The organism is Klebsiella grimontii, from assembly GCF_042137965.1.
Lineage (GTDB): Bacteria > Pseudomonadota > Gammaproteobacteria > Enterobacterales > Enterobacteriaceae > Klebsiella > Klebsiella grimontii.
The window spans coordinates 4,445,611-4,465,250 of sequence record NZ_CP169721.1; the positions used below are offsets into that span (position 1 = coordinate 4,445,611).

The 19,640-nt window shown below is 57.1% G+C and carries 20 protein-coding genes; 6 read left to right on the plus strand and 14 right to left on the minus strand.

The features are described 5' to 3' along the window. Positions 1-187 precede the first annotated feature (187 nt). The 3 genes from sbcD to ACE3MN_RS20870 all read left to right on the plus strand — a co-directional run bounded on the left by sbcD (position 188) and on the right by ACE3MN_RS20870 (position 5,172). The gene (gene sbcD / locus ACE3MN_RS20860; protein WP_049087371.1) at positions 188-1,390 is read left to right on the plus strand and encodes an exonuclease subunit SbcD; all 1,203 of its coding nucleotides are present in this window, start codon (positions 188-190) and stop codon (positions 1,388-1,390) included. After that, positions 1,387-4,521, plus strand: coding sequence for an exonuclease subunit SbcC (sbcC, locus tag ACE3MN_RS20865; protein WP_375364161.1), 3,135 nt, complete (start codon positions 1,387-1,389; stop codon positions 4,519-4,521). The genes sbcD and sbcC overlap by 4 nt, the downstream gene beginning before the upstream one ends. Before the next feature lie 288 nt (positions 4,522-4,809). Further along, the gene (locus ACE3MN_RS20870; protein WP_049087369.1) at positions 4,810-5,172 is read left to right on the plus strand and encodes an NUDIX hydrolase; all 363 of its coding nucleotides are present in this window, start codon (positions 4,810-4,812) and stop codon (positions 5,170-5,172) included. A gap of 37 nt (positions 5,173-5,209) precedes the next feature. Here ACE3MN_RS20870 and mak read toward each other — a convergent pair whose 3' ends face one another. Next, positions 5,210-6,115 (minus strand): fructokinase, encoded by a 906-nt coding sequence (gene mak, locus ACE3MN_RS20875; protein ID WP_004132468.1) that lies wholly within the window; start codon positions 6,113-6,115, stop codon positions 5,210-5,212. A gap of 90 nt (positions 6,116-6,205) precedes the next feature. Here mak and rdgC point away from each other — a divergent pair, with 90 nt between their 5' ends. Next, positions 6,206-7,117 (plus strand): recombination-associated protein RdgC, encoded by a 912-nt coding sequence (gene rdgC, locus ACE3MN_RS20880; protein WP_375364162.1) that lies wholly within the window; start codon positions 6,206-6,208, stop codon positions 7,115-7,117. A gap of 45 nt (positions 7,118-7,162) precedes the next feature. Here the strand turns inward: rdgC and ppnP are convergent, their stop codons facing one another. The 4 genes from ppnP to aroL form a co-directional block, all read right to left on the minus strand. Next, a complete protein-coding gene (ppnP, locus tag ACE3MN_RS20885; RefSeq protein WP_002890284.1) occupies positions 7,163-7,447 on the minus strand; it encodes a pyrimidine/purine nucleoside phosphorylase in 285 nt (94 codons plus the stop codon). Between the two features lie 87 nt (positions 7,448-7,534). Continuing rightward, positions 7,535-8,215: an AroM family protein gene (locus ACE3MN_RS20890; protein ID WP_165774989.1), complete on the minus strand. Its 681-nt coding sequence runs from the start codon at positions 8,213-8,215 to the stop codon at positions 7,535-7,537. Positions 8,216-8,468: 253 nt separating this feature from the next. Further along, positions 8,469-8,660: a YaiA family protein gene (locus tag ACE3MN_RS20895; RefSeq protein ID WP_004129622.1), complete on the minus strand. Its 192-nt coding sequence runs from the start codon at positions 8,658-8,660 to the stop codon at positions 8,469-8,471. 71 nt (positions 8,661-8,731) lie between these two features. After that, entirely contained in the window at positions 8,732-9,259 is a 528-nt protein-coding gene (aroL, locus tag ACE3MN_RS20900; RefSeq protein ID WP_064342266.1) for a shikimate kinase AroL, read from the minus strand. A gap of 334 nt (positions 9,260-9,593) precedes the next feature. On the opposite strand from aroL, the gene ACE3MN_RS20905 reads away from it, so the two are divergent. Continuing rightward, positions 9,594-10,292, plus strand: a complete 699-nt coding sequence (locus tag ACE3MN_RS20905; RefSeq protein WP_049100112.1) for a DUF2076 domain-containing protein — start codon at positions 9,594-9,596, stop codon at positions 10,290-10,292. Here the strand turns inward: ACE3MN_RS20905 and ACE3MN_RS20910 are convergent. Next, complete coding sequence (locus ACE3MN_RS20910) at positions 10,289-10,747, minus strand: YaiI/YqxD family protein (RefSeq protein WP_004132476.1); 459 nt, start codon at positions 10,745-10,747, stop codon at positions 10,289-10,291. The two genes, ACE3MN_RS20905 and ACE3MN_RS20910, sit on opposite strands and share 4 nt — an antisense overlap. A gap of 116 nt (positions 10,748-10,863) precedes the next feature. Here ACE3MN_RS20910 and proC point away from each other — a divergent pair, with 116 nt between their 5' ends. Beyond that, positions 10,864-11,673, plus strand: a complete 810-nt coding sequence (gene proC, locus ACE3MN_RS20915) for a pyrroline-5-carboxylate reductase (protein ID WP_004132477.1) — start codon at positions 10,864-10,866, stop codon at positions 11,671-11,673. A gap of 46 nt (positions 11,674-11,719) precedes the next feature. Here proC and psiF read toward each other — a convergent pair whose 3' ends face one another. The 8 genes from psiF to ACE3MN_RS20955 all read right to left on the minus strand — a co-directional run bounded on the left by psiF (position 11,720) and on the right by ACE3MN_RS20955 (position 19,572). Then, entirely contained in the window at positions 11,720-12,040 is a 321-nt protein-coding gene (psiF, locus tag ACE3MN_RS20920) for a phosphate starvation-inducible protein PsiF (RefSeq protein ID WP_004132478.1), read from the minus strand. A 90-nt stretch (positions 12,041-12,130) separates the two neighbouring features. After that, positions 12,131-13,561 (minus strand): alkaline phosphatase, encoded by a 1,431-nt coding sequence (gene phoA, locus ACE3MN_RS20925; RefSeq protein ID WP_049088779.1) that lies wholly within the window; start codon positions 13,559-13,561, stop codon positions 12,131-12,133. 88 nt (positions 13,562-13,649) lie between these two features. Further along, the gene (gene iraP / locus ACE3MN_RS20930) at positions 13,650-13,910 is read right to left on the minus strand and encodes an anti-adapter protein IraP (protein ID WP_004129608.1); all 261 of its coding nucleotides are present in this window, start codon (positions 13,908-13,910) and stop codon (positions 13,650-13,652) included. Between the two features lie 226 nt (positions 13,911-14,136). Next, positions 14,137-15,129: a substrate-binding domain-containing protein gene (locus tag ACE3MN_RS20935; protein ID WP_024359075.1), complete on the minus strand. Its 993-nt coding sequence runs from the start codon at positions 15,127-15,129 to the stop codon at positions 14,137-14,139. 66 nt (positions 15,130-15,195) lie between these two features. Further along, on the minus strand, positions 15,196-16,482 hold the full coding sequence (locus ACE3MN_RS20940) for an MFS transporter (protein ID WP_049087362.1): 1,287 nt from the start codon (positions 16,480-16,482) through the stop codon (positions 15,196-15,198). 94 nt (positions 16,483-16,576) lie between these two features. After that, a complete protein-coding gene (gene idnO, locus ACE3MN_RS20945; RefSeq protein ID WP_024359077.1) occupies positions 16,577-17,341 on the minus strand; it encodes a gluconate 5-dehydrogenase in 765 nt (254 codons plus the stop codon). Positions 17,342-17,519: 178 nt separating this feature from the next. Further along, positions 17,520-18,719, minus strand: coding sequence for a multidrug efflux MFS transporter (locus ACE3MN_RS20950; RefSeq protein ID WP_004129587.1), 1,200 nt, complete (start codon positions 18,717-18,719; stop codon positions 17,520-17,522). A gap of 169 nt (positions 18,720-18,888) precedes the next feature. Further along, positions 18,889-19,572 (minus strand): extensin family protein, encoded by a 684-nt coding sequence (locus tag ACE3MN_RS20955; protein WP_004132485.1) that lies wholly within the window; start codon positions 19,570-19,572, stop codon positions 18,889-18,891. Positions 19,573-19,640: the final 68 nt, after the last annotated feature.

The following is a 19,640-nucleotide window of genomic DNA, read 5'->3' on the forward strand; positions in this document are numbered from 1 at the left end:
GCATTGTGACACGGACTTAACTCACCGAAGAGCGGCGTTATTCCCTCAATAATTCACGTGGCTTAGCGTCAGCCCCACAAGCACAGGTAACCAGATGGTTGAGGTGAGCGCGCGTAGCCAACACATAAGCAACTTGAAGTATGACGGGTATATAATGCCGCTTACGCTTTTTCGCTATGGAACAACTATGCGCATCCTTCACACCTCTGACTGGCATCTTGGGCAAAATTTTTACAGCAAAAGTCGCGCCGCCGAACATCAGGCGTTTCTCGACTGGCTGCTGGCCAGCGCGCAGGAGCATGATGTTGACGCCATTATTGTCGCGGGCGATATTTTTGATACCGGCTCGCCGCCGAGCTACGCGCGCGAGCTGTATAACCGCTTTGTCGTTCAGCTGCAGCAGACCGGCTGTCGGCTGGTGGTGCTGGCGGGAAACCACGATTCGGTCGCCACCCTAAACGAGTCGCGCGACATTCTTGCGTTCCTGAAAACCACGGTGGTGGCCAATGCCGGCCACGCGCCCTTTATTCTGCCGCTGCGCGACGGTACGCCGGGGGCGGTTTTTTGCCCGGTACCGTTCCTGCGTCCGCGTGAACTAGTGACCAGCCAGGCCGGGCACTCCAGCGGCGAGAAGCAGCAGCAGTTGCTCAACGCCATCAGCGACTACTACCAGCAGCAGTACCAGCAGGCCTGCGAACTGCGCGGCGACCGGGCGCTGCCGATTATCGCCAGCGGCCATTTAACCACCGTCGGCGCCAGCAAAAGCGACGCAGTTCGCGAAATTTATATCGGTACCCTCGACGCCTTCCCGGCGAACCGCTTTCCGCCCGCCGACTATATCGCGCTCGGCCATATTCACCGGGCGCAGGTGGTCGGCGGCTGCGAGCATATTCGCTACAGCGGCTCCCCGATTGCGCTGAGCTTTGACGAAACAGGGAAAAGCAAAAGCGTCAATCTGGTGACCTTTAGCGCTGGCCGCCTGACGGACGTCACGCCGCTGATCGTGCCCATCACCCAACCTCTGGCGGTCTTAAAGGGCGATTTCGCCAGCGTTAGCGCCCAGTTGAACCAATGGCAGAATAACGACCAGCAGCCCGCGGCATGGCTAGATATCGAAATCACCAGCGATGAATATATGCATGATATCCAACGGAAAATCCAGGCCCAGACCGAAACACTGCCGGTAGAGGTGCTGCTGGTGCGCCGCAGCCGCAGCCAGCGCGATCGCATTCTGGCGGGCGTTCAGCGAGTCACCCTCAGCGAACTGCAGGTGGAGGACGTTTTCGCCCGCCGTCTGGCGCTGGAAACCCTGGAAGAGGCGCAGCAGCAGCGCCTGGAACAGCTCTTTAATGAAACGCTGCATAGTCTCAACGGTGAGGATCGCCTGTGAAAATTCTCAGCTTACGCCTGAAAAACCTCAACTCACTCAAAGGCGAATGGAAAATCGATTTCTCCGCTGAGCCCTTTGCCAGCAACGGACTGTTCGCGATTACCGGGCCAACCGGCGCCGGCAAGACCACCCTGCTGGACGCTATCTGCCTCGCGCTTTATCACGAAACGCCGCGCCTGAGCAGCGTGTCGCAATCGCAAAACGATCTGATGACCCGCGACACCGCCGAATGTCTGGCGGAAGTGGAGTTCGAAGTCAAAGGCATCGCCTACCGCGCCTTCTGGAGCCAGAACCGGGCGCGAAACCAGCCGGACGGCAATTTACAGGTTCCGCGCGTCGAGCTGGCGCGCTGCGAGGACGGCAAAATCCTCGCCGATAAGGTCAAAGATAAGCTGGAACTGACCGCCTCGCTCACCGGCCTGGACTATGGCCGCTTCACCCGCTCAATGCTGCTGTCGCAGGGGCAGTTCGCCGCCTTCCTCAACGCCAAACCGAAGGAGCGCGCCGAGCTGCTGGAAGAGCTCACCGGGACCGAAATTTACGGCCAGATTTCCGCCCAGGTCTTTGAAAAACATAAGCAGGCCCGCGTCGAGCTGGAAAAAATCCAGGCGCAGGCCTCCGGCGTCCTGCTGCTGAGCGAGGAGCAACAGCAGGCGCTCCAGCAAAGTTTGCAAGCGCTTACTTCCGACGAAAAACAGCAAGTTAGCGAACAAACCCGGTTGCAAAACGCCCGTCAGTGGCAGATACGCCGTGAAGAGCTGACGGCAGAAGATCTGCGGGCTCAAACCGCGCTACGCGAAGCGCAATCTGCGCTGGAGCAGGCCCAGCCGCAGCTTAGCGCGCTGCTGAATGCGCAGCCCGCGGAGCGCTTGCGCCCGCAGTGGACGCGTCAGCTGGAGCAAACCGCCGCGCTGGCGCAAACCCGCCGCCAGAGAGAAGAAGTAAATACTCGCTTACATGACCGATTGCGGCTGCGGGCGGGTATTCGCCTCGCCGCCCGGCAGCAGTATGAGCAACTTCACAGCCGTCAGCAAACGCTGTCCGTATGGCTTAAAGAGCATGACCGCTTTCAGCTGTGGGGCAACGCGCTGGCCGGCTGGCGTGCCGCTTTCCAGCAGCAGGCTCGCGATACGCAGCAGCAATCCGCGGTACAACTACGCCTGGCGGAAACCCACCGCAGGCTGGGCGAACTGCCGCCCGCCGGGCTGACGCTGGATGCCGAACAGGTTAGCGCCGGGCTCGCGCAGCACGCTGCGGCCCGCGCTCTGCGTCAGCAGCTCGCTGCGCTGCATGGTCAGCTGCAGCCGCTGGCCCAGCGGCTATTGCAGCTTGATGCCGCCGGGCAGGCCAGTAAGCAGGAGCAGGAGCGGCTGGAAGCCACGCTGGCTCAGCGCCGTCAGGCCTATAAAGAAAAGCATCAGCAGTTCAGCGATGTGAAAGCCCTCTGCGAAATGGAAGCCCGTATTGCCGGTCTTGAGACCGAACGTGCTCGCCTGCAGCCCGGCTCCCCCTGCCCGCTTTGCGGTTCCGCGCAGCATCCGGCCGTCGCCGAATATCAGGCGCTGGTTCCCGGCGTAAACCAGGCGCGGCGCGATGCGCTGGAGCGCGAAGTTAAGCAGCTGGCGGAGGCCGGAGCGCTGGCGCGCGGCGAGCTTGACGCTCTGATCAAGCAGCAGCAAAAAGAGGCCGCCGAGAAAGCATCGCTTCTGCAGCAGGAGCAAGCGCTTACATCACGCTGGCAGGAGACCATCGCCGGATTAAATATTGACCTGACGCCAAAGGATGATATTCCGGGCTGGCTAAACGCGCAGCAGGAGCATGAACAGCGGCTGTATCAGCATCAGCAGCGTCTGGCCTGGCAGGCTCAGCAGCAGGAGTGCCAGCAGCAGCTCCAGCAGCTACAGCGGGAACAACAGCAGCGCAGCGCTGCGCTGGCGGCGGAGCTGAGCGCATTTGCGCTGGACTTACCGGCTGTCGGGCAGGCCGCCGGCTGGCTGGCGCAGCGGGAAGAAGAGACCCGCGGCTGGCAGGCCAAACAGAATGAACGGCTCGCCCTGCAGGAACAGATCCAACAGCTGGCTCCGCTACTGGAGGCTTTGCCGGAAACGGACTTAGCGGCGGAACCCGCGCCGCTGGACAGCTGGCGCCAGGTGCATGACGACTGCCTCTCGCTCCAGAGCCAGTGGCAAACCCTGGGGCAGCAGGAGAGCCAGCAGCAGGCACAGCTGAAAGAGAGCGAAGCGCAGTTCAGCGCGGCGCTGGCCGCCAGCCCGTTCGCCGATCGGCAGGCGTTTCTCGCCGCGCTGCTTGATGAAGAGACGCGCCAGCGCCTTGAACGCCTGAAGCAGACGCTGGAAAACGCGCTCCAGCAGAATCAGGCGCTGGCGCTGCGGGCCCGCGAGGCGCTGGTGAACCATAGCCAGCAGCCGCCGGCGGACGCGGACATCGGCCAGCCACCTGAAGAGCTACAAGACAAGCTTCAGCAGCTGACCTCGCTGCTGCGGGAAAACAGCGCCCGCCAGGGAGAGATTCGCCAGCAGCTGAAGCAGAATGCCGAAAACCAGCAGCGCCAGCAGTTGTTACGCCTGCAGATGGAACGCGCGGCCCAGGAAGTGGAAGACTGGGGGTGGCTGAACTCGCTTATCGGCTCCCGAGAGGGCGACAAATTCCGTAAGTTTGCGCAAGGCCTGACGCTGGATAACCTGGTATGGCTGGCCAACCACCAGCTTAACCGCCTGCACGGCCGCTATCTGCTGCAACGCAAAGCCAGCGATGCGCTGGAGCTGGAGGTGGTCGATACCTGGCAGGCGGACGCGGTGCGCGATACACGGACCCTTTCCGGCGGCGAGAGCTTCCTCGTCAGCCTGGCCCTGGCGCTGGCGCTCTCCGACCTGGTCAGCCATAAAACGCGGATAGACTCGCTGTTTCTCGACGAGGGTTTCGGCACGCTGGACAGCGAAACCCTGGATACCGCGCTGGACGCGCTGGACGCGCTTAACGCCAGCGGCAAAATTATCGGTGTCATCAGCCACGTCGAAGCGATGAAAGAGCGCATCCCTGTGCAAATTAAAGTTAAAAAAATCAACGGGCTGGGCTATAGCCGCCTCGATAAAGCTTTCGCCGTTGAGTAATTCTCCCCCTCCACTCCTTCCCTGAAGATCTCTCCCCGCGGGGAGAGATCGCCGCACCCTGAGAAATGACGCGCTTCCAACGGCCCGGCGTAGTACTCATTGCCATCCCATTCACGATTGATCTTGATTATGCACGAATATGCATGATATTTTATCTATCAGCTTATCAAAGGTCGTTTTCATTTGCTTTCGTGCAAATTCATGCATAAAAATAGTCTATGACGGAACGGACAACGGGAAGGAAGCCTTCAATAGCATTCCCATTCACGCATCAAGAAGGTCATAAATATGCAAAGTTTACTTATTTTGATCGCCGGCCCGGTACGCAGCGGCACCAACAATCGCGCGGAACTTATCGAGGCTAATCTGCACAATATGGCCCAGGTTGCGCTACGCGTTTACCAGAAAGGGCATATTCCCGTGGTCGGCGAATGGCTGGCGTTACCCGTCGCTAAAGCGGCGGGCTCCAAAACAATTGGCGATGCGATTAGCGAAGAGTATCTCTACCCCGTCGCTCACCGTTTAATTAGCCGCTGCGACGCTATTTTGCGTATGCCGGGCGAATCCCGGGGAGCGGACCTGGATATTGAGGAAGGCAAAAAACGAGGGCTGGCGATTTACTCTGCTCTTGAGGAGATCCCGGAGCGGTAACCCGCTGCGCCGTTGAGGCCGCGCAGCGGGTTGATGATTACAGCGGCCATAACCAGGCGGCGCCGCGTACGCCGCTGGAATCGCCATGCGCCGCTTTGCGAATCGGCGTCTCGCATTCGCCGCCAAAGACCCACGGTTTCAGCAGATTCGGCACCGTCTGATACAGTCGGTCAACGTTGCTCATTCCCCCGCCAAGCACAATAACGTCCGGGTCGAGGATGTTAATCACGTGCGCCAACGACTTCGCCAGCCGCGTCTCATAGCGGCTCAGCGCCAGTTCCGCCACAGGATCCCGCTCGCCGACGCGCTGCATAATCTCGCTGCCTTTCAGCGGATGCCCGCTCAACCGACGGTAATCGGTCGCAAAGCCGGTGCCGGAGATAAAGGTTTCAATGCAGCCCTGCTTGCCGCAGTAGCACGGCACTTCAGCGCGATAGCGTAGTTCGTCTTCATCCATCCACGGCAGCGGATTATGCCCCCACTCGCCCGCCGTACCGTTGCCGCCAATATGGGCGCGACCGTTGAGCGCCACCCCTGAACCGCAGCCGGTGCCGATAATCACCGCAAATACCGTTTGCGCCCCGGCCGCCGCGCCGTCTACCGCTTCCGACACCGCGAGGCAGTTGGCATCGTTGGCCAGACGCACTTCCCGTTGCAGACGCTGGCTCAGATCTTTATCAAACGGCTGACCGTTAAGCCAGGTTGAGTTAGCGTTTTTTACCACGCCGGTATAGGGCGAAATCGACCCGGGGATGCCGATGCCGACCGTGCCGCTCTGCCCGGTGGCCTGCTCGGCCATCTCTACCAGCGAGGCAATCGTCTCTATCGTCTGGCGATAATCGCCCCCCGGCGTAGGCAGGCGATGACGAAATAGCTGCTCTCCCTGGTCGCTCAGCGCGATGACTTCCGTTTTGGTTCCGCCTAAATCAATGCCAATGCGCACTGTGAATTCCTCCCCCGATTAACAATGCAAGCATAGCGACAATTCGCTATCATGCCCGCTGGATTTAACGACTAAGCCGTGGAAATTATCATGCTGTGGTTCAAAAATTTAATGGTTTATCGTCTCAGCCGCGACATTTCCCTGCGCGCCGAGGAGATGGAAAAACAGCTGGCCGAGCTGACCTTTACCCCTTGCGGCAGCCAGGATATGGCCAAAACCGGTTGGGTACCGCCGATGGGATCGCACAGCGACGCGTTGACGCATACGTCAAACGGCCAGATCGTTATCTGCGCGCGTAAAGAAGAGAAGATCCTGCCGTCTCCGGTGATCAAACAGGCGCTGGAAGCAAAGATCTTCAAGCTGGAAGCCGAGCAGGGCCGCAAGCTGAAAAAGACCGAAAAAGATTCGCTGAAAGATGAAGTCCTGCACTCTTTGCTGCCGCGCGCCTTCAGCCGCTTCAGCCAGACCATGATGTGGATCGATACCGTCAACGGATTGATCATGGTGGACTGCGCGAGCGCCAAAAAAGCGGAAGATACCCTGGCGCTGCTGCGTAAAACCCTCGGCTCGCTGCCGGTAGTCCCGCTAGCGCTGGAAACCCCGATCGAACTGACGCTCACCGAGTGGGTGCGCTCCGGTGCCGTTGCTCAGGGCTTCCAGCTGCTGGACGAAGCTGAGCTAAAAGCGATGCTGGAAGACGGCGGCGTGATCCGCGCGAAAAAACAGGATCTGGTCAGCGACGAGATCGCCGTACACATTGAAGCCGGTAAGGTCGTGACCAAGCTGGCGCTCGACTGGCAGCAGCGCATTCAGTTCCTGATGTGCGATGATGGTTCGATTAAACGCCTGAAGTTCTGCGACGAACTGCGGGACCAGAATGAAGATATCGACCGGGAAGATTTTGCTCAGCGTTTTGACGCGGACTTTATTCTGATGACCGGCGAACTGGCCGCGCTGATTCAGAATCTGGTGGAAGGGTTAGGCGGCGAAGCGCAGCGCTAATCGGGTGGTGAATTCCTTCCTGCCAGCGCAGGAAGGAAGCTGACGTTACAGGTAGCGGCAAAGATAAGACGTCGGCTCAGCCACCTGCAAATGAAACTCGCTATTCCCCGGTACGTTGAATACTTCCCCGGCGGCGTAGACTTTCCACTCGGTTTCCCCCGGCAGAAGTACGTTCAGCGCGCCGCTGACTACGGTCATCTCTTCTGGCTGCGCGGTGCCAAAGGTATATTCCCCTTCCGCCATCACGCCCACGCTCGCACGGCCGGTGCTGCTGCTGGTGAAGCCGATAGATTTTACTTTTCCGTCAAAGTATTCATTGCTTTGAAGCATAAACTCGCCCTTATGATCTTGTGTTGAAGGCACAATATAGGGGGCGCTCCTTGCCCCTGTCACGTAAAATTAACGTGTTACATCAGGTTAAACTAATAGTTCTGCCGCCAGTCGCGAAACCAGCACATTTGACAACAGAACCGGGATATCCAGCGCCTTTTGTAATATGTCGCGATGCTGCTGGTGGTAGCAAAGACAATCCAGCATCAGTACATCCGCGCCTTGCTCAATCAGCTCCCTGCCCGCAGACAGTAAATTCTCTTTACTACCGCTAACCGGGTTGGAGATGGCATACAGCGGGGTGTTTTCTAACACCTGCCATTTATCCCGCTGCATCGGCAAAATCTCTTCAACCGGCACAATGACCCCCACCTGATGACCGTCGACAATCGAGGCAACCAGCGGCGGGATAATCCTTTGCGGCTCAAGCAGGATCGCATTATTCGCCGTAAATCCACGAAAGGGATGGGTACTCATGAGTAATATCAGGTCGTAATCTTGTTTATCGAGCATCGCAATGACGCTACGTAAAACACGTTCAACCTTCTGCCGCGAGACCTGCGCGATTTCATTGTCGTTAAGCAAGGTCAATAGCATCTCATCGCCGGGCTCAATGCCGTAGTCCCGCATCACCTCTTCGCGCGCCATTTTGCCTAACAGGCTAATGTGGTCGATCTGTTCTTCCCTGATATGTTCAGTTAAAAGCGGTAACATCTCCGCCACCGGTACTACCCCAATGGTCAAAATTGCCATCGATGCACTACTCATATCATGTACCTTTTCACAACCGCTGTTTCAAAACAGGCTTCTATTGACGACTTCTGCCCCCTGGTGACCAAAAGCAACCGTCGAGAAGCGTAGCAGGTTACGGCTATTGTGGAATGTAAAGATTCCAGAAGCGTCAAAAACGCACCAGAAAATCCGTACCTTAGGTAATCATTAGTACGGTTAATAAATTAAAAATGTGATGCATGTCCGGTAGCGATCTTTTCAGAGCCAATCCCGGACATGAATGGGGGAATTAAGACTTGTCAGGATCTTCGTAGCGCCGTTTGGCGTCCAACGCTTCCTGTTCAGTAGGGTGTTCACTGATGAGGGAGTTTGGCGTCGGATGGTCAGCGCGCAGTTCATACCAGGTGACCGTTTGGCCCTGCGGGCCTTTTTCAACGGCGACAACACGCGCTTCCCTTGGATATGGAGGTCTGGTCGGCATAGCGTTTCCTTTTTTTACCTTAAGAGCTTTAAAGTATAGGCGCTGCCGATCCGTTTTCCCCAGGCAAAGTCTTAACTGGTATAGCTCACACCGCAGACGGTCGCCATAATCTGTTCCACGACCTCATCCGGCGACGCGGTGGCGTTAATAATATGATGCGCGGCCGCGCGATATAGCGCTTCCCTCTGCGCCAGCACCTCACCCACTTCCTCGCGGATGGGCTTGCCGGTCAGCGTCGGGCGCTGTTCAGCCTTCGGATAGGCTTCAAGACGGTCAATCAGCGCGGAAACCGAAGCCTCAAGATAGATCACGACACCATTTTCCCGCATAAACTGACGGTTATATTCGCTGAGTATAATGCCGCCGCCGGTGGCGATGATGGTTGCAGGTTGCGCGACTCTTTCTAACGCCTGCGTTTCCAGAGCACGAAAGCGTTCCCAGCCCTCCTGCTGGACGATCGCCGCTACCGTGCGCTGCTCATGCTCCTGCAGCTCATGGTCCGTGTCGGCGAACTTAAAGCTGCGAACTTTCGCCAGCGCGTGACCGACGGTCGTTTTACCGCAGCCGCGAGGCCCGACAAGAAATATTAGCTGTGTCATTACCGAAGACCCCTTGGTTCCGCGTACCGCGGATAAATGAAAGCGAAAAGAGAAACAATGGTACCGCAAACTTACCTGACGTTAACCGTAAAATAAACGTTACACACCATCTGCAAACCCTTTTACCTTAGTATTAGAAAGGACTTTACATGTAAACTTATCATTGCATTTGGTGTTATGCCAGCTTTACTTTTGTACAAAAGTTATTTTTTGTTCGCAGTCTGGCGTAAACAGTAACACATTTCTGCACAGCTTTACGCTGCCGCATATTTACAAGACGAGTGCTTCGGAGCGAATCTGAGGCTAATCAATCAGTATGACAGAGGTATGTAGTATGCAATCTGAAGAGCAACGCCTTATCGATGGACTGTTTTCCCGGTTAAAAGAGGCCGAGAGCCGCAGCGCATCGCGCGATGCCAGCGCTGAGGAGCGGATTGCCGGGCACATCAAAGAGCAGCCGTTCGCCCCTTACTATATGGCGCAGACGATTTTGATTCAGGAAGCGGCGATCAAACAGCTTAACGACCGTATTCAGGCGCTGGAAAGCCAGGTCACTCAGCTTCAGGCCGCGAAGCCGAGCAGCGGCGGATTTCTCTCCGGCCTGTTTGGCGGCGGGCAGTCTCGCGGCTCCGATCCGATTCCTGGCGCAGAGCAGTATGGCCGACCACAGGCCAGCGCCCAGCCTCAGTACGCCCCGCAGGCGCAACAGCAGAACTACGCGCCTCAGGCCTCGCGCAGCGGCGGCGGCTTTATGGCCGGCGCGCTGCAAACGGCGGCAGGCGTCGCGGGCGGCGTAGTGTTGGGCAATATGTTGACCAATATGTTTAGCGGCTCGCATCCGCAGGAGATCGTCAATATTATCGAAGATAAACCGCAGCCGGATCTCAGCCAGGCGCAGGACAGCAGCGTCGCTGACGATACCTTCCGCCAGGATGACGGGCAGTTCCTTGCCGACAACAACGACTATGACTCCGACTTTGACGCCGGTTTCGGCAACGATGATTTTGGCAGCGACGACGACAGCTGGGTTTAAGCCTGCGGGCGTTTGACCTCTAACAGCCATTTCTCCAGCGCGGCGGCAAACTGCTGGCGATCGCGCTGGGATAAGCTATCCGGGCCGCCGGTCTGCACGCCGCTGGCCCGCATCGTTTCCATAAAATCACGCATCGTCAGCCGCTCGCGAATAGTCGCCTCGCTGTAGCGTTCTCCACGCGGATTCAGCGCCGCCCCGCCTTTCTCCAGCACTTCCGCCGCCAGCGGAATATCGGCGGTAATCACCAAATCTCCCGGCTCGCATAAACGAACGATTTCGTTATCCGCCACGTCAAACCCCTGCGCCACGCGCAGCGTGCGGATAAAGCGCGACGGCGGGACGCGCAGCGGCTGGTTAGCGACCAGCGTCAGCGAGATTTGCGTGCGCTCGGCGGCGCGGAACAAAATATCTTTAATGACGTTCGGACACGCGTCCGCATCAACCCAAATAGCCATTGCGGCTCCTGTCGACCAAAAAGAGAGGCCGTATTGTCACCTGCTTTTGCCTTCCGCGAAAGCAACAAGATGATAAGCTATGTAGCTAACGATAAAACAAGCAAAGGGGATTGGTGATGGAGAAGAAAATCGGCTTTATCGGCTGCGGCAATATGGGCAAGGCCATTCTGGGCGGCCTGATCGCCAGCGGACAGGTTCAGCCGGGTCAAATCTGGGTCTACACCCCGTCGCCGGACAAAGTGGCGGCCCTGCACGACCAGTACGGCATTAATGCGGCGCAAAGCGCGCAGGAAGTGGCCCAGGTGGCGGATATCGTTTTTGGCGCCGTGAAGCCGGGCGTGATGGTTAAAGTCCTCAGCGACATCGCCTCCAGCCTGAATAAAGACTCGCTGGTGGTTTCTATCGCCGCAGGCGTGACGCTCGATCAGCTGGCGCGAGCCCTGGGTCACGATCGCAAAATAGTCCGCGCGATGCCCAACACGCCTTCGCTGGTCAACGCGGGGATGACGTCGGTCACGCCGAACGCGCTGGTGAGCGCCGAAGAAACCGCAGAAATCCTGACCATTTTCCGCTGCTTTGGCCAGGCGGAAATCATTGCCGAGCCAATGATTCACCCGGTGGTTGGCGTCAGCGGCTCCGCGCCGGCCTACGTTTTTATGTTTATCGAAGCGATGGCGGACGCCGCCGTGCTTGGCGGAATGCCGCGCGCTCAGGCCTATAAATTCGCGGCCCAGGCGGTGATGGGTTCAGCTAAAATGGTGCTCGAGAGCGGAGAGCATCCGGGCGCGCTGAAGGATATGGTGTGCTCGCCGGGCGGCACCACGATCGAAGCCGTGCGCGTGCTGGAAGAGAAAGGCTTCCGCTCGGCCGTCATCGAAGCGATGGTGAAATGCATGGAAAAATCAGAGAAGCTCAGCCGTTCCTGATTGAAATAGCGAATAGCGGGTGAGGTTTCCCTCACCCGCTTATTTCTTACACCTGTTTTTTCAGGCAGGCGCTCATAAATTTGCTGCGATCGTCTCCTTTCAGAGACTGCTGGGTCGCCTGAGCGTTGCACTCGCGCATCTTCTGCTGCTGAGGCGTTAGCCCCTTACCGTCCTGCGCGGCGCCATCTTTCTTCAGGCAGCTACTCATAAACGTTTTACGCTCATCCCCTTTCAGCGACTTCGACGACGCTTCTTTATTACACACGCTCATCTTTTGCTGCTGGGGGGTTAACTCTTTTTCCGCGGCACTCACCGCTGTCATAAATACCAGGCCAAAAAGTAGGGTCACAAGTAATGTTATTTTCATCGCACCATCCTCTATGAGTGGATCTCTGTAAGTCTGGTCGCTGATGGAGAAAAAACCAGCCGGTAACGAAAATTCGTCACCGGCGTCAGGTTATTTCAGATTAAGTGCGGCCTTCATGGTATAGAACAGGTCGGTCTGATCGGTTAGCCCCACCACGTTGGCCGCGTGCGGGCCGTAGGCGGCAATGCGCAGCTGGGTGCCGGTATGCTCCATCGAGGTTTCTTCAGAGTTGCCATAGCTCATGACCATCACCGCGCCGTCTTTGGTATTCAGCGCCTGCGTCAGGCCTGGGGCTTTGGTATCCGCCGGGATAATCTGGCTGGCGTGAGCGTGGTCAGCGGTGACGATAACCAGGGTATTGCCCTCTTTTTTGGCAAACTCCAGCGCCTTCTGTACCGCTTCATCCAGATCGACGGTTTCGCCAATCTGACCGCACGGATTCGCCGCGTGATCCTGTTTATCGATAGAAGCGCCTTCCACCTGCAGGAAGAAGCCCTTCTCACTGCTGCTCAGCAGATCGATGGCTTTTTCGGTCATCTGCGCCAGCGTCGGCACCGATGCGTCACGTTTCGGGTTCGGCGTACAGGTTACCGCCGGCTTATCGATATTGCCGTGATAAGACGCTTTTGGGCCTTCCCAACGCACCGGCATATTGCCTTCCGCGAAGAGACCGAGCAGCGGTTTGTCCTGATTGGCCTGGCTAATGGCGGCCAGCGAGCTGACGTCAGTGACGATCTGGTAGCCGCGGGCCACCGCCTGATCGTGCAGCGTTTTGCCCTGCCATTCGCCGGCCGTCGCGGTTTCAGCGAAGGTTTTCGCTCCGCCGCCCAGCGTCACGTCCGGACGCGCGTTCAGCAGCTGTTCGGTAATGGAACCCCTACCGCCTTTTTCCAGCGCGTTGCTGGCGCATTTTTCACTGGTTACGCTCGGACCGTAGCATTTACGCGAAGTGACGTGCGCCACCAGCGCAGCCGGCGTGGCGTCCTGCAGTTCCGCCGTCGAGACGTTACCGGTAGCTAAACCCGCCGCTTTCGCCAGCTCAAGGATGGTCTGATGATCTTTTTCATGGATATCCACGCCCAGCGCGCCGTTGTAGCTTTTCACGCCGGTGGTCCAGGCCGTAGCGGAAGCGGCGGAGTCAGTCACATAATCCGGCTTGCCGGTTTTCTTATCCAGCGAATAGTGGGTGTACTGGCCGGTCAGCGGCAGCGCGTCAATCCCTTTAAAGAATCCGCCCGCCCCTTCTGCATAATTTCGCGCGGCGGTAATTTCTGAATCGCCCATTCCGTCGCCAATCAGCAAAATAATATTTTTAGCCGGTTTATTGATTAACGAAGCGCGCAGCGCCTCGGTCTGGTCGCCGCTTAAACGACGCGCTCCGCCCGGCGTGGTGATATCGCCCTGCGCGGCACGATTTTCCAGAACCGGTGCGGTTGTTGTTTCAGCGTGAATAATCGGGGAGCCCAACAGAGGTATCAGGGCAATAAACAAGGCGCTTAATTTCACTTTTATCGTCTCCATGTAAAAAATACTTTAAAAAACAAAACGAGGGAGACTGTATAAAAGCGATGTGACAGTAAAATGACAGCATCCATACCTTGTCACAAAACTAACTACGAGGATGCCGTAACAGCTTCTTTATATATTGCTGCAATAGCTGGGTATCGCGGTCGTCGACCAGCGGGCCGGGGCTGGCCTCGTCGATGGCCTGCTCAATATCGCTGATCAGCGCCTGCTGGGCGCCCTGCTCCATGTGGCGTAGCAGAGCAGTCACCACCACTTCCAGCGCCTCCACCTGCGCCGTCAGTTCCTTCGATTCTTCTTCCTTTTGGGCGAGTTTAACCAGTAGCTCAGCAATGAGATTCTTCACAGCGCTTTATCCTTATGCGAGGTCCGTAGTCTGCTATTTATGTCATAGATTAGCCGTCGGTTTCCACCATTATTTTTTAAAAAGGATCGACACGTCAATGAATAACAAGCGAAACGTTTTGCTCATTGTCAATCCCTCCAGGAGTTTACTCAACGAGGGATTAATAAGCGTCATAACCAAAATTAACAAATAAGAATAAAACGGAATATCGCTATTCTATCGATAACTATAACGTATCGCCATAATATATCTGGTAGGCCAGATTAACGCTGTCCGGCGCGTCTTTACCGGCCAGGCGCGCAATAAGTATTTCGCTCGCGGTTTTACCGATGTCATAACGTGGGGTAATGACGCTGGCTATTTTTTGTAGCCGCGCCCGGCCAATTTCGAGGCCGTGAAAACCGGCAATGGCCATCTCCTGGGGGACGGCTTTCCCCTGCGCCTGGCACTCGAGCAGCACGCCCACCGCCAGGTCGTCGTTGGTACAAAAAATGGCGTCAATATCCGGGCGCGACTGCTGCATCTGCAGGAACATCTGCCGACCCAGCGCAACCGAGGAGATCGTCTTCGGCGCCATGTGATACGCCTTCAGACCGTGCTCCGCCAGCGCCAGTTCAGTGCCGTGAAAACGGCTTAAATCGCGGGGATCGTCCATGGAGCCAAAAAAGGCGATCGCCCGTTTGCCGCTCTCAAGGAAAGCGTGGGTCATGTCCCACGCCGCCTTCTCGTTATCGAAGCCCACCTGGATATCCAGCTGCTGACCGCCAAAGTCCATCAGTTCAGCGACGGGAATACCGCTGGCGCGCACGTACTGCACCATGCGATCGCTGTGCTGCTTGCCGGTCAAAATCAGCCCGTCGATGTTGTAAGAGAGCAGGTTGAGCACTTCGCGCTCTTCGCGCTGCGGGTCATATTCATAGTTGGCAATCAGGGTCTGGTACTGGTGCGCGGAGGTCACCGACTCGATGCCGGCCAGCACATCGGCAAAAATCTGGTTGCGGAAGGAGGGAATAAGCACGCCAATCGTTTTGCTGCGGGCGTTAAGCAGGATTTCCGGGGCGCGGTTGGGGATATAGTTGTTCTCTTCCATGACCTTTGAAATCAGCTCGCGGCTGCGCTCAGAAACCTGGCCGGGGTCGCGTAAATAACGGCTGACCGTCATTTTATTCAACCCCGCCAGATTAGCGATATCCTGCAATGTCATCCGGTTGTTTTTCATCAGGTTCTCTACGACAAACGACTTATGTGCTCGCAGAGAACCTTACCACAGCAGCGGCGGTTTATGTTAGCCGACAACCCTTTTTGCCACCGCCGGGGAAGAAGATTGCGGGTTAGCGCGCACGTTGAACATCAGCACGACGGACGATAACAGCGCGACGGCCATAAAGGTATAGGATACCCCCGGCCCGCCGGTTATCCCGTTCAGATACCCCACCAGCCACGCGCCAAGGAAAGCGCCGAGCGCGCCGAAGCTGTTGATTAACCCCATCGATACGCCGGAAACGTTGCGCGGCAGCAGTTCAGGAATAAGCGCGAAGAACGGCCCGTAGGGCGCATACATGCAGGCCGCGGCAATAACCAGCAGCGCATAGGATAACCAGAACGCCTGGTTGCCCACCATCCACGAGCCAAAGAAGGCGATAGCGGCAATCAGCAATAGCGGCCAGATAAACAGCTTACGATTCTGGAACTTATCCGACAGCCAGGAGACCGTCAGCATCAGGATAATCGCCGCCAGGTACGGCACCGCCGCCAGCCAGCCCACCGCCACGATATCCATCTGCGCGGCGTTTTTCAGAATCGACGGCATCCACATCATGAAACCGTAGACGCCGATGCTCCACAGCGCGTGTACGGCGCAGAGCATAATCACATTGCGCGAGCGCAGCGCTTCACCGTAGTTGCGCACCGGCTTGATATGGCTCTGCTCGCTGTCCATCACCTTCTGCAGGGTCTCTTTTTCCTGCTCGTTCAGCCAGGAAACCTCGGACGGTTTATCGCGCACCAGTATCCACCAGCATACCGCCCACAGCACCGCCGGAATGCCTTCAATGATGAACATTTCGCGCCAGCCCCACGCCTGAATCAGATAGCCGGAAACGATAGACATCCACAGCACCGTCACCGGGTTCCCGAGGATCAGAAAAGTATTAGCGCGTGAACGCTCGGTTTTAGTAAACCAGTTGCTGATATAAATCAGCATCGCCGGCATCACCGCCGCCTCCACCACGCCAAGCGTAAAGCGAATCGCCATCAGCATCGGAATATTGCTGACGAATCCGGTGGCCGCCGCGCAGAATCCCCATAAAATAAGGCTGCAGAAAATCATTTTCCGCACGCTGCGTTTTACCGCATATATCGCACCGGGAACCTGGAAAAAGAAATAACCGAGAAAAAATAATGCGCCAATCAGCGACGCCGTTCCTTTGGTAATACCCAAATCGCTTTCAATTCCCGCCGCAGCGGCAAAACCATAATTCGCGCGGTCAAGGTAGGCCAGACTATAGGTAATAAATATAATCGGCATTAAATACCACCAGCGACGCGCGGGTAATTTCGCGAGCATATGCATAAGCCATCCTCAGATATCAATATCTTCACACGAGTTAAATACGCCGTCCTTCTGGCAGCGCGGGCACGCTGCCGCCCGAAGGACGTGAAATGATTCAGACAGCGGCGAGCATTCCGCCGTCCACAAACAGCAAATGACCGTTAACAAAGTTTGCCGCCGACGAGGCCAGATACACCGCGGCGCCAATCAGCTCTTCCGGTTTTCCCCAACGCGCCGCCGGCGTGCGCTGATACAGCCAGGCGGAAAACGCCTCATCGTTGACCAGGGCGGTCGTCATCTCGGTGGCAAAATATCCCGGCGCGATACCGTTAACCTGAATATTATATTCGGCCAGCTCAACGCACATGCCGCGGGTAAGCATTTTAACCGCCCCTTTTGAGGCCGCATAAGGCGTAATTGTTTTACGTCCCAGTTCGCTCTGCATCGAACAAATATTAATTATTTTTCCCGCGCGGCGGCCCATCATATATTTCGCCACCTGCTGCGATACCAGAAAAACGCCCTTCTGGTTGACCTCAATAACGTTGTCCCACTCCTCCTCCGGAAACTCGGTAAAAGGGAAACGCCGCTGGATCCCGGCGTTATTAATTAAAATATCAATTGCGCCGACCTCCTCTTCGATGCGGGCTATCGTCTGCTCGACCTGCGCCGCCTGGGTGACGTCAAAGGCGTACCCTACCGCGCGAAAGCCCTGCGCCACCAGCGCCTGCGCCGCCTGGTCTGCTCTTTCCTGCGTCCGGTCGTTAATGACTATCTCCGCGCCGTACTCGGCGAGGCCGCCGGCCAGCAGATGGCCTATCCCCTGAGCAGAGCCGGTGATCAGCGCGCGTTTCCCTGACAAATCGAATAAATTTCGCATAAAACCTCTTTTTCAATAACTGTTACGCGTAACTGTATACGCGTAACAGTTACGAATAGAAGAGGGTGAGAAGGGAAAATGATCGTTTTGTGATCGGTGATACATTTGAAGATTAAGGAATACAAAGGCCGGCATTGACGCTGTGACGCAAATACCGGCCAGGCAGAAGAAGAAGGGATTAAGCCGCGGTACGGCGGCTGCGGCGCAGCATGATGGCCAGCTGCCAGATATTGATCAGCACAATAATCGCCGTGGCGATAAACACCCAGCGGAAACCGGCCATGGCCGAGACCGACGCGCCGATCAGCGGCCCGGCCACGTTGCCGAGATACATAAACGACTGGTTATAACCGAAAATACGCCCGGTGACGCTGTCGCTGCAGTACTTCAGCAGAAGCGTTTGCACCGCCGGCAGCATCGCCCCATCGGCAAAACCGAGCAGAAAGCGCAGGACGCCAAGCTGGAATGGGGTCGTAACGAACGACATGGCAAAGAACATCACCACCGCGCAGCACAACGTCGCCAGCAGAATTCGCGAGGTGCCGATTCTGTCACCCAATTTCCCCAGACGGGGCGCCGAAATCAGCGCCGATACGCCCGGCACGGCGGCGATCATCCCCGCGAGAAAGGCGATGTTATTACTATCCGGCGCCATCGACTTGATAAACAGGGCCAGAATCGGGCCGATTGAGCCGTTGCAGAGCTGAATCACCAGGGTGGTGAAAAACAGGCTGATCACCAGCCCCGGATAGGGCAGCGAGGCAAACACCGCCTTACCGCTCAGCCGCTCCGCCTTGCTAACCTGCGGGCGGGCGCCCTCTTTAATCAGAAACAGCGTTACCAGGAAGCTTACGGTGAGCAAAATCGCGGTGATGATAAATACGGCGCGCAAACCGACATGGTCAGCCAGGAAACCGCCGAGCAGCGGCCCGCCAATCACCCCGCTGATCTGCGCCGTCGACAGCGTGCTCAGCGCCCAGCCGCTACGCTCGCGCGGAACCTGAGACGCCACCAGCGCCATGGCGTTAGGAATATAGCCGGAAGTCAGCCCCATCACCGCGCGCAGGATAAACAGCTGCCAGACGTTGGTGGCGAAGGCCTGGAGTAAAATGGCGATAGCCATGCCGAGCGAGGCGCGCAGCAGCATCAGCTTGCGCCCTTTGCGGTCGGCGAGGCTCCCCCACATCGGCGAGACGATCGCCGACACCAGAAAAGTGACGCTAAAGGTCAGCCCCGACCACATGGATAACGCTTCATGCGAGGTCACGCCCAGTTGGGAAACGTACAGCGGCAAAAAGGGGAGAATTTGGCTGATAGCCAGTCCGGTAAAAAAACAGCCAAACCAGACGGAGATAAGATTAACCTTCCAGGATTCCATAACTACGCGTATTCATTAGTTTTTCGACAATTATTATCTAGCTTAGCAATTTCCCTCATCCGACGTTCTACCAGAGGTGCGCTGGCAGAGAGTTTGGTGTTTTATGACATGTGATTCCGTTATGACGAACAATTTCGTGGTGAAAAGCGTACAAGACAGCGAGATATGCTCAGAAACAGAATCCCTGGCCGCGCATGCCGAGGTGAAAATGGTTGGCGTGGGCCGCGTTGTAGTCCGGCCCTAAAGCGTTACCGTAATAGCCGCAGCCGCCGGTCAGTAACGCCTGCAGCCAGGGGTGATACTGCGCATCGGGCCACCCTTTCAGCACGCTGATGCGGCGGCCATCGGCCAAACGAAAGCCGCTGATATCCAGCGCCTCCGCGGTAGCATGTTCGCTGCGCCGCGCGTTCTGGCGATGGTAAATATTGCGGCAGGCATAGCTGCCAAAATGGTCAACCTGGCGGAGCTCCTGCCCCAGCATCCGGCGGGTCAGCGGTTTCGCCTGCTGTTGCAGATACAGCGCGCTGCTCAACGCCAGCGGGCAGCTGGCGAGGAAGCTGCTGCTGAGCTTTACCGCGCCAAAATCGCGTACCCGAACCACGTTTTGCAGAGGGCACTCTCCCCCGCTATCGGCCACCGGCTGGCTGGTGATGAGATTTCGCTGATTCGCTTTTTTCAGCAGGCCGGCGCACTGCGAGGGGGTCAATCGCCGCAGCTTATAGTGAGTGATGAACCCCGGCGGATCCTCCAGGCGCAGCGGCGCCAGCGGGTTATAGTGCGCGGGAAGATAACGATAGCCGTAATATCCGGCCGCCAGCAGCGCCAACAGAACGATAAGCCCTTTTCCTTTCACGCGCTGCCTCCCAATGCTTTACCCGGTGAATATTATGGCAGCCAGGCGGCTGTTTCACATGCTATGTT

Excerpts from the sequence above, each read along its gene's own strand:
- aroL (WP_064342266.1), bottom strand. The coding sequence starts at position 9,259 with ATGACACAGCTAATATTTCTTGTCGGGCCTCGCGGCTGCGGTAAAACG.
- ACE3MN_RS20905 (WP_049100112.1), top strand. The coding sequence starts at position 9,594 with ATGCAATCTGAAGAGCAACGCCTTATCGATGGACTGTTTTCCCGGTTA.
- ACE3MN_RS20935 (WP_024359075.1), bottom strand. The coding sequence starts at position 15,129 with ATGAAAAACAACCGGATGACATTGCAGGATATCGCTAATCTGGCGGGG.
- ppnP (WP_002890284.1), bottom strand. The coding sequence starts at position 7,447 with ATGCTTCAAAGCAATGAATACTTTGACGGAAAAGTAAAATCTATCGGC.
- phoA (WP_049088779.1), bottom strand. The coding sequence starts at position 13,561 with ATGGAGACGATAAAAGTGAAATTAAGCGCCTTGTTTATTGCCCTGATA.
- idnO (WP_024359077.1), bottom strand. The coding sequence starts at position 17,341 with ATGCGAAATTTATTCGATTTGTCAGGGAAACGCGCGCTGATCACCGGC.
- rdgC (WP_375364162.1), top strand. The coding sequence starts at position 6,206 with ATGCTGTGGTTCAAAAATTTAATGGTTTATCGTCTCAGCCGCGACATT.
- psiF (WP_004132478.1), bottom strand. The coding sequence starts at position 12,040 with ATGAAAATAACATTACTTGTGACCCTACTTTTTGGCCTGGTATTTATG.
- ACE3MN_RS20910 (WP_004132476.1), bottom strand. The coding sequence starts at position 10,747 with ATGGCTATTTGGGTTGATGCGGACGCGTGTCCGAACGTCATTAAAGAT.
- ACE3MN_RS20950 (WP_004129587.1), bottom strand. The coding sequence starts at position 18,719 with ATGGAATCCTGGAAGGTTAATCTTATCTCCGTCTGGTTTGGCTGTTTT.
- ACE3MN_RS20870 (WP_049087369.1), top strand. The coding sequence starts at position 4,810 with ATGCAAAGTTTACTTATTTTGATCGCCGGCCCGGTACGCAGCGGCACC.
- sbcD (WP_049087371.1), top strand. The coding sequence starts at position 188 with ATGCGCATCCTTCACACCTCTGACTGGCATCTTGGGCAAAATTTTTAC.
- ACE3MN_RS20895 (WP_004129622.1), bottom strand. The coding sequence starts at position 8,660 with ATGCCGACCAGACCTCCATATCCAAGGGAAGCGCGTGTTGTCGCCGTT.
- ACE3MN_RS20890 (WP_165774989.1), bottom strand. The coding sequence starts at position 8,215 with ATGAGTAGTGCATCGATGGCAATTTTGACCATTGGGGTAGTACCGGTG.
- proC (WP_004132477.1), top strand. The coding sequence starts at position 10,864 with ATGGAGAAGAAAATCGGCTTTATCGGCTGCGGCAATATGGGCAAGGCC.
- ACE3MN_RS20940 (WP_049087362.1), bottom strand. The coding sequence starts at position 16,482 with ATGCATATGCTCGCGAAATTACCCGCGCGTCGCTGGTGGTATTTAATG.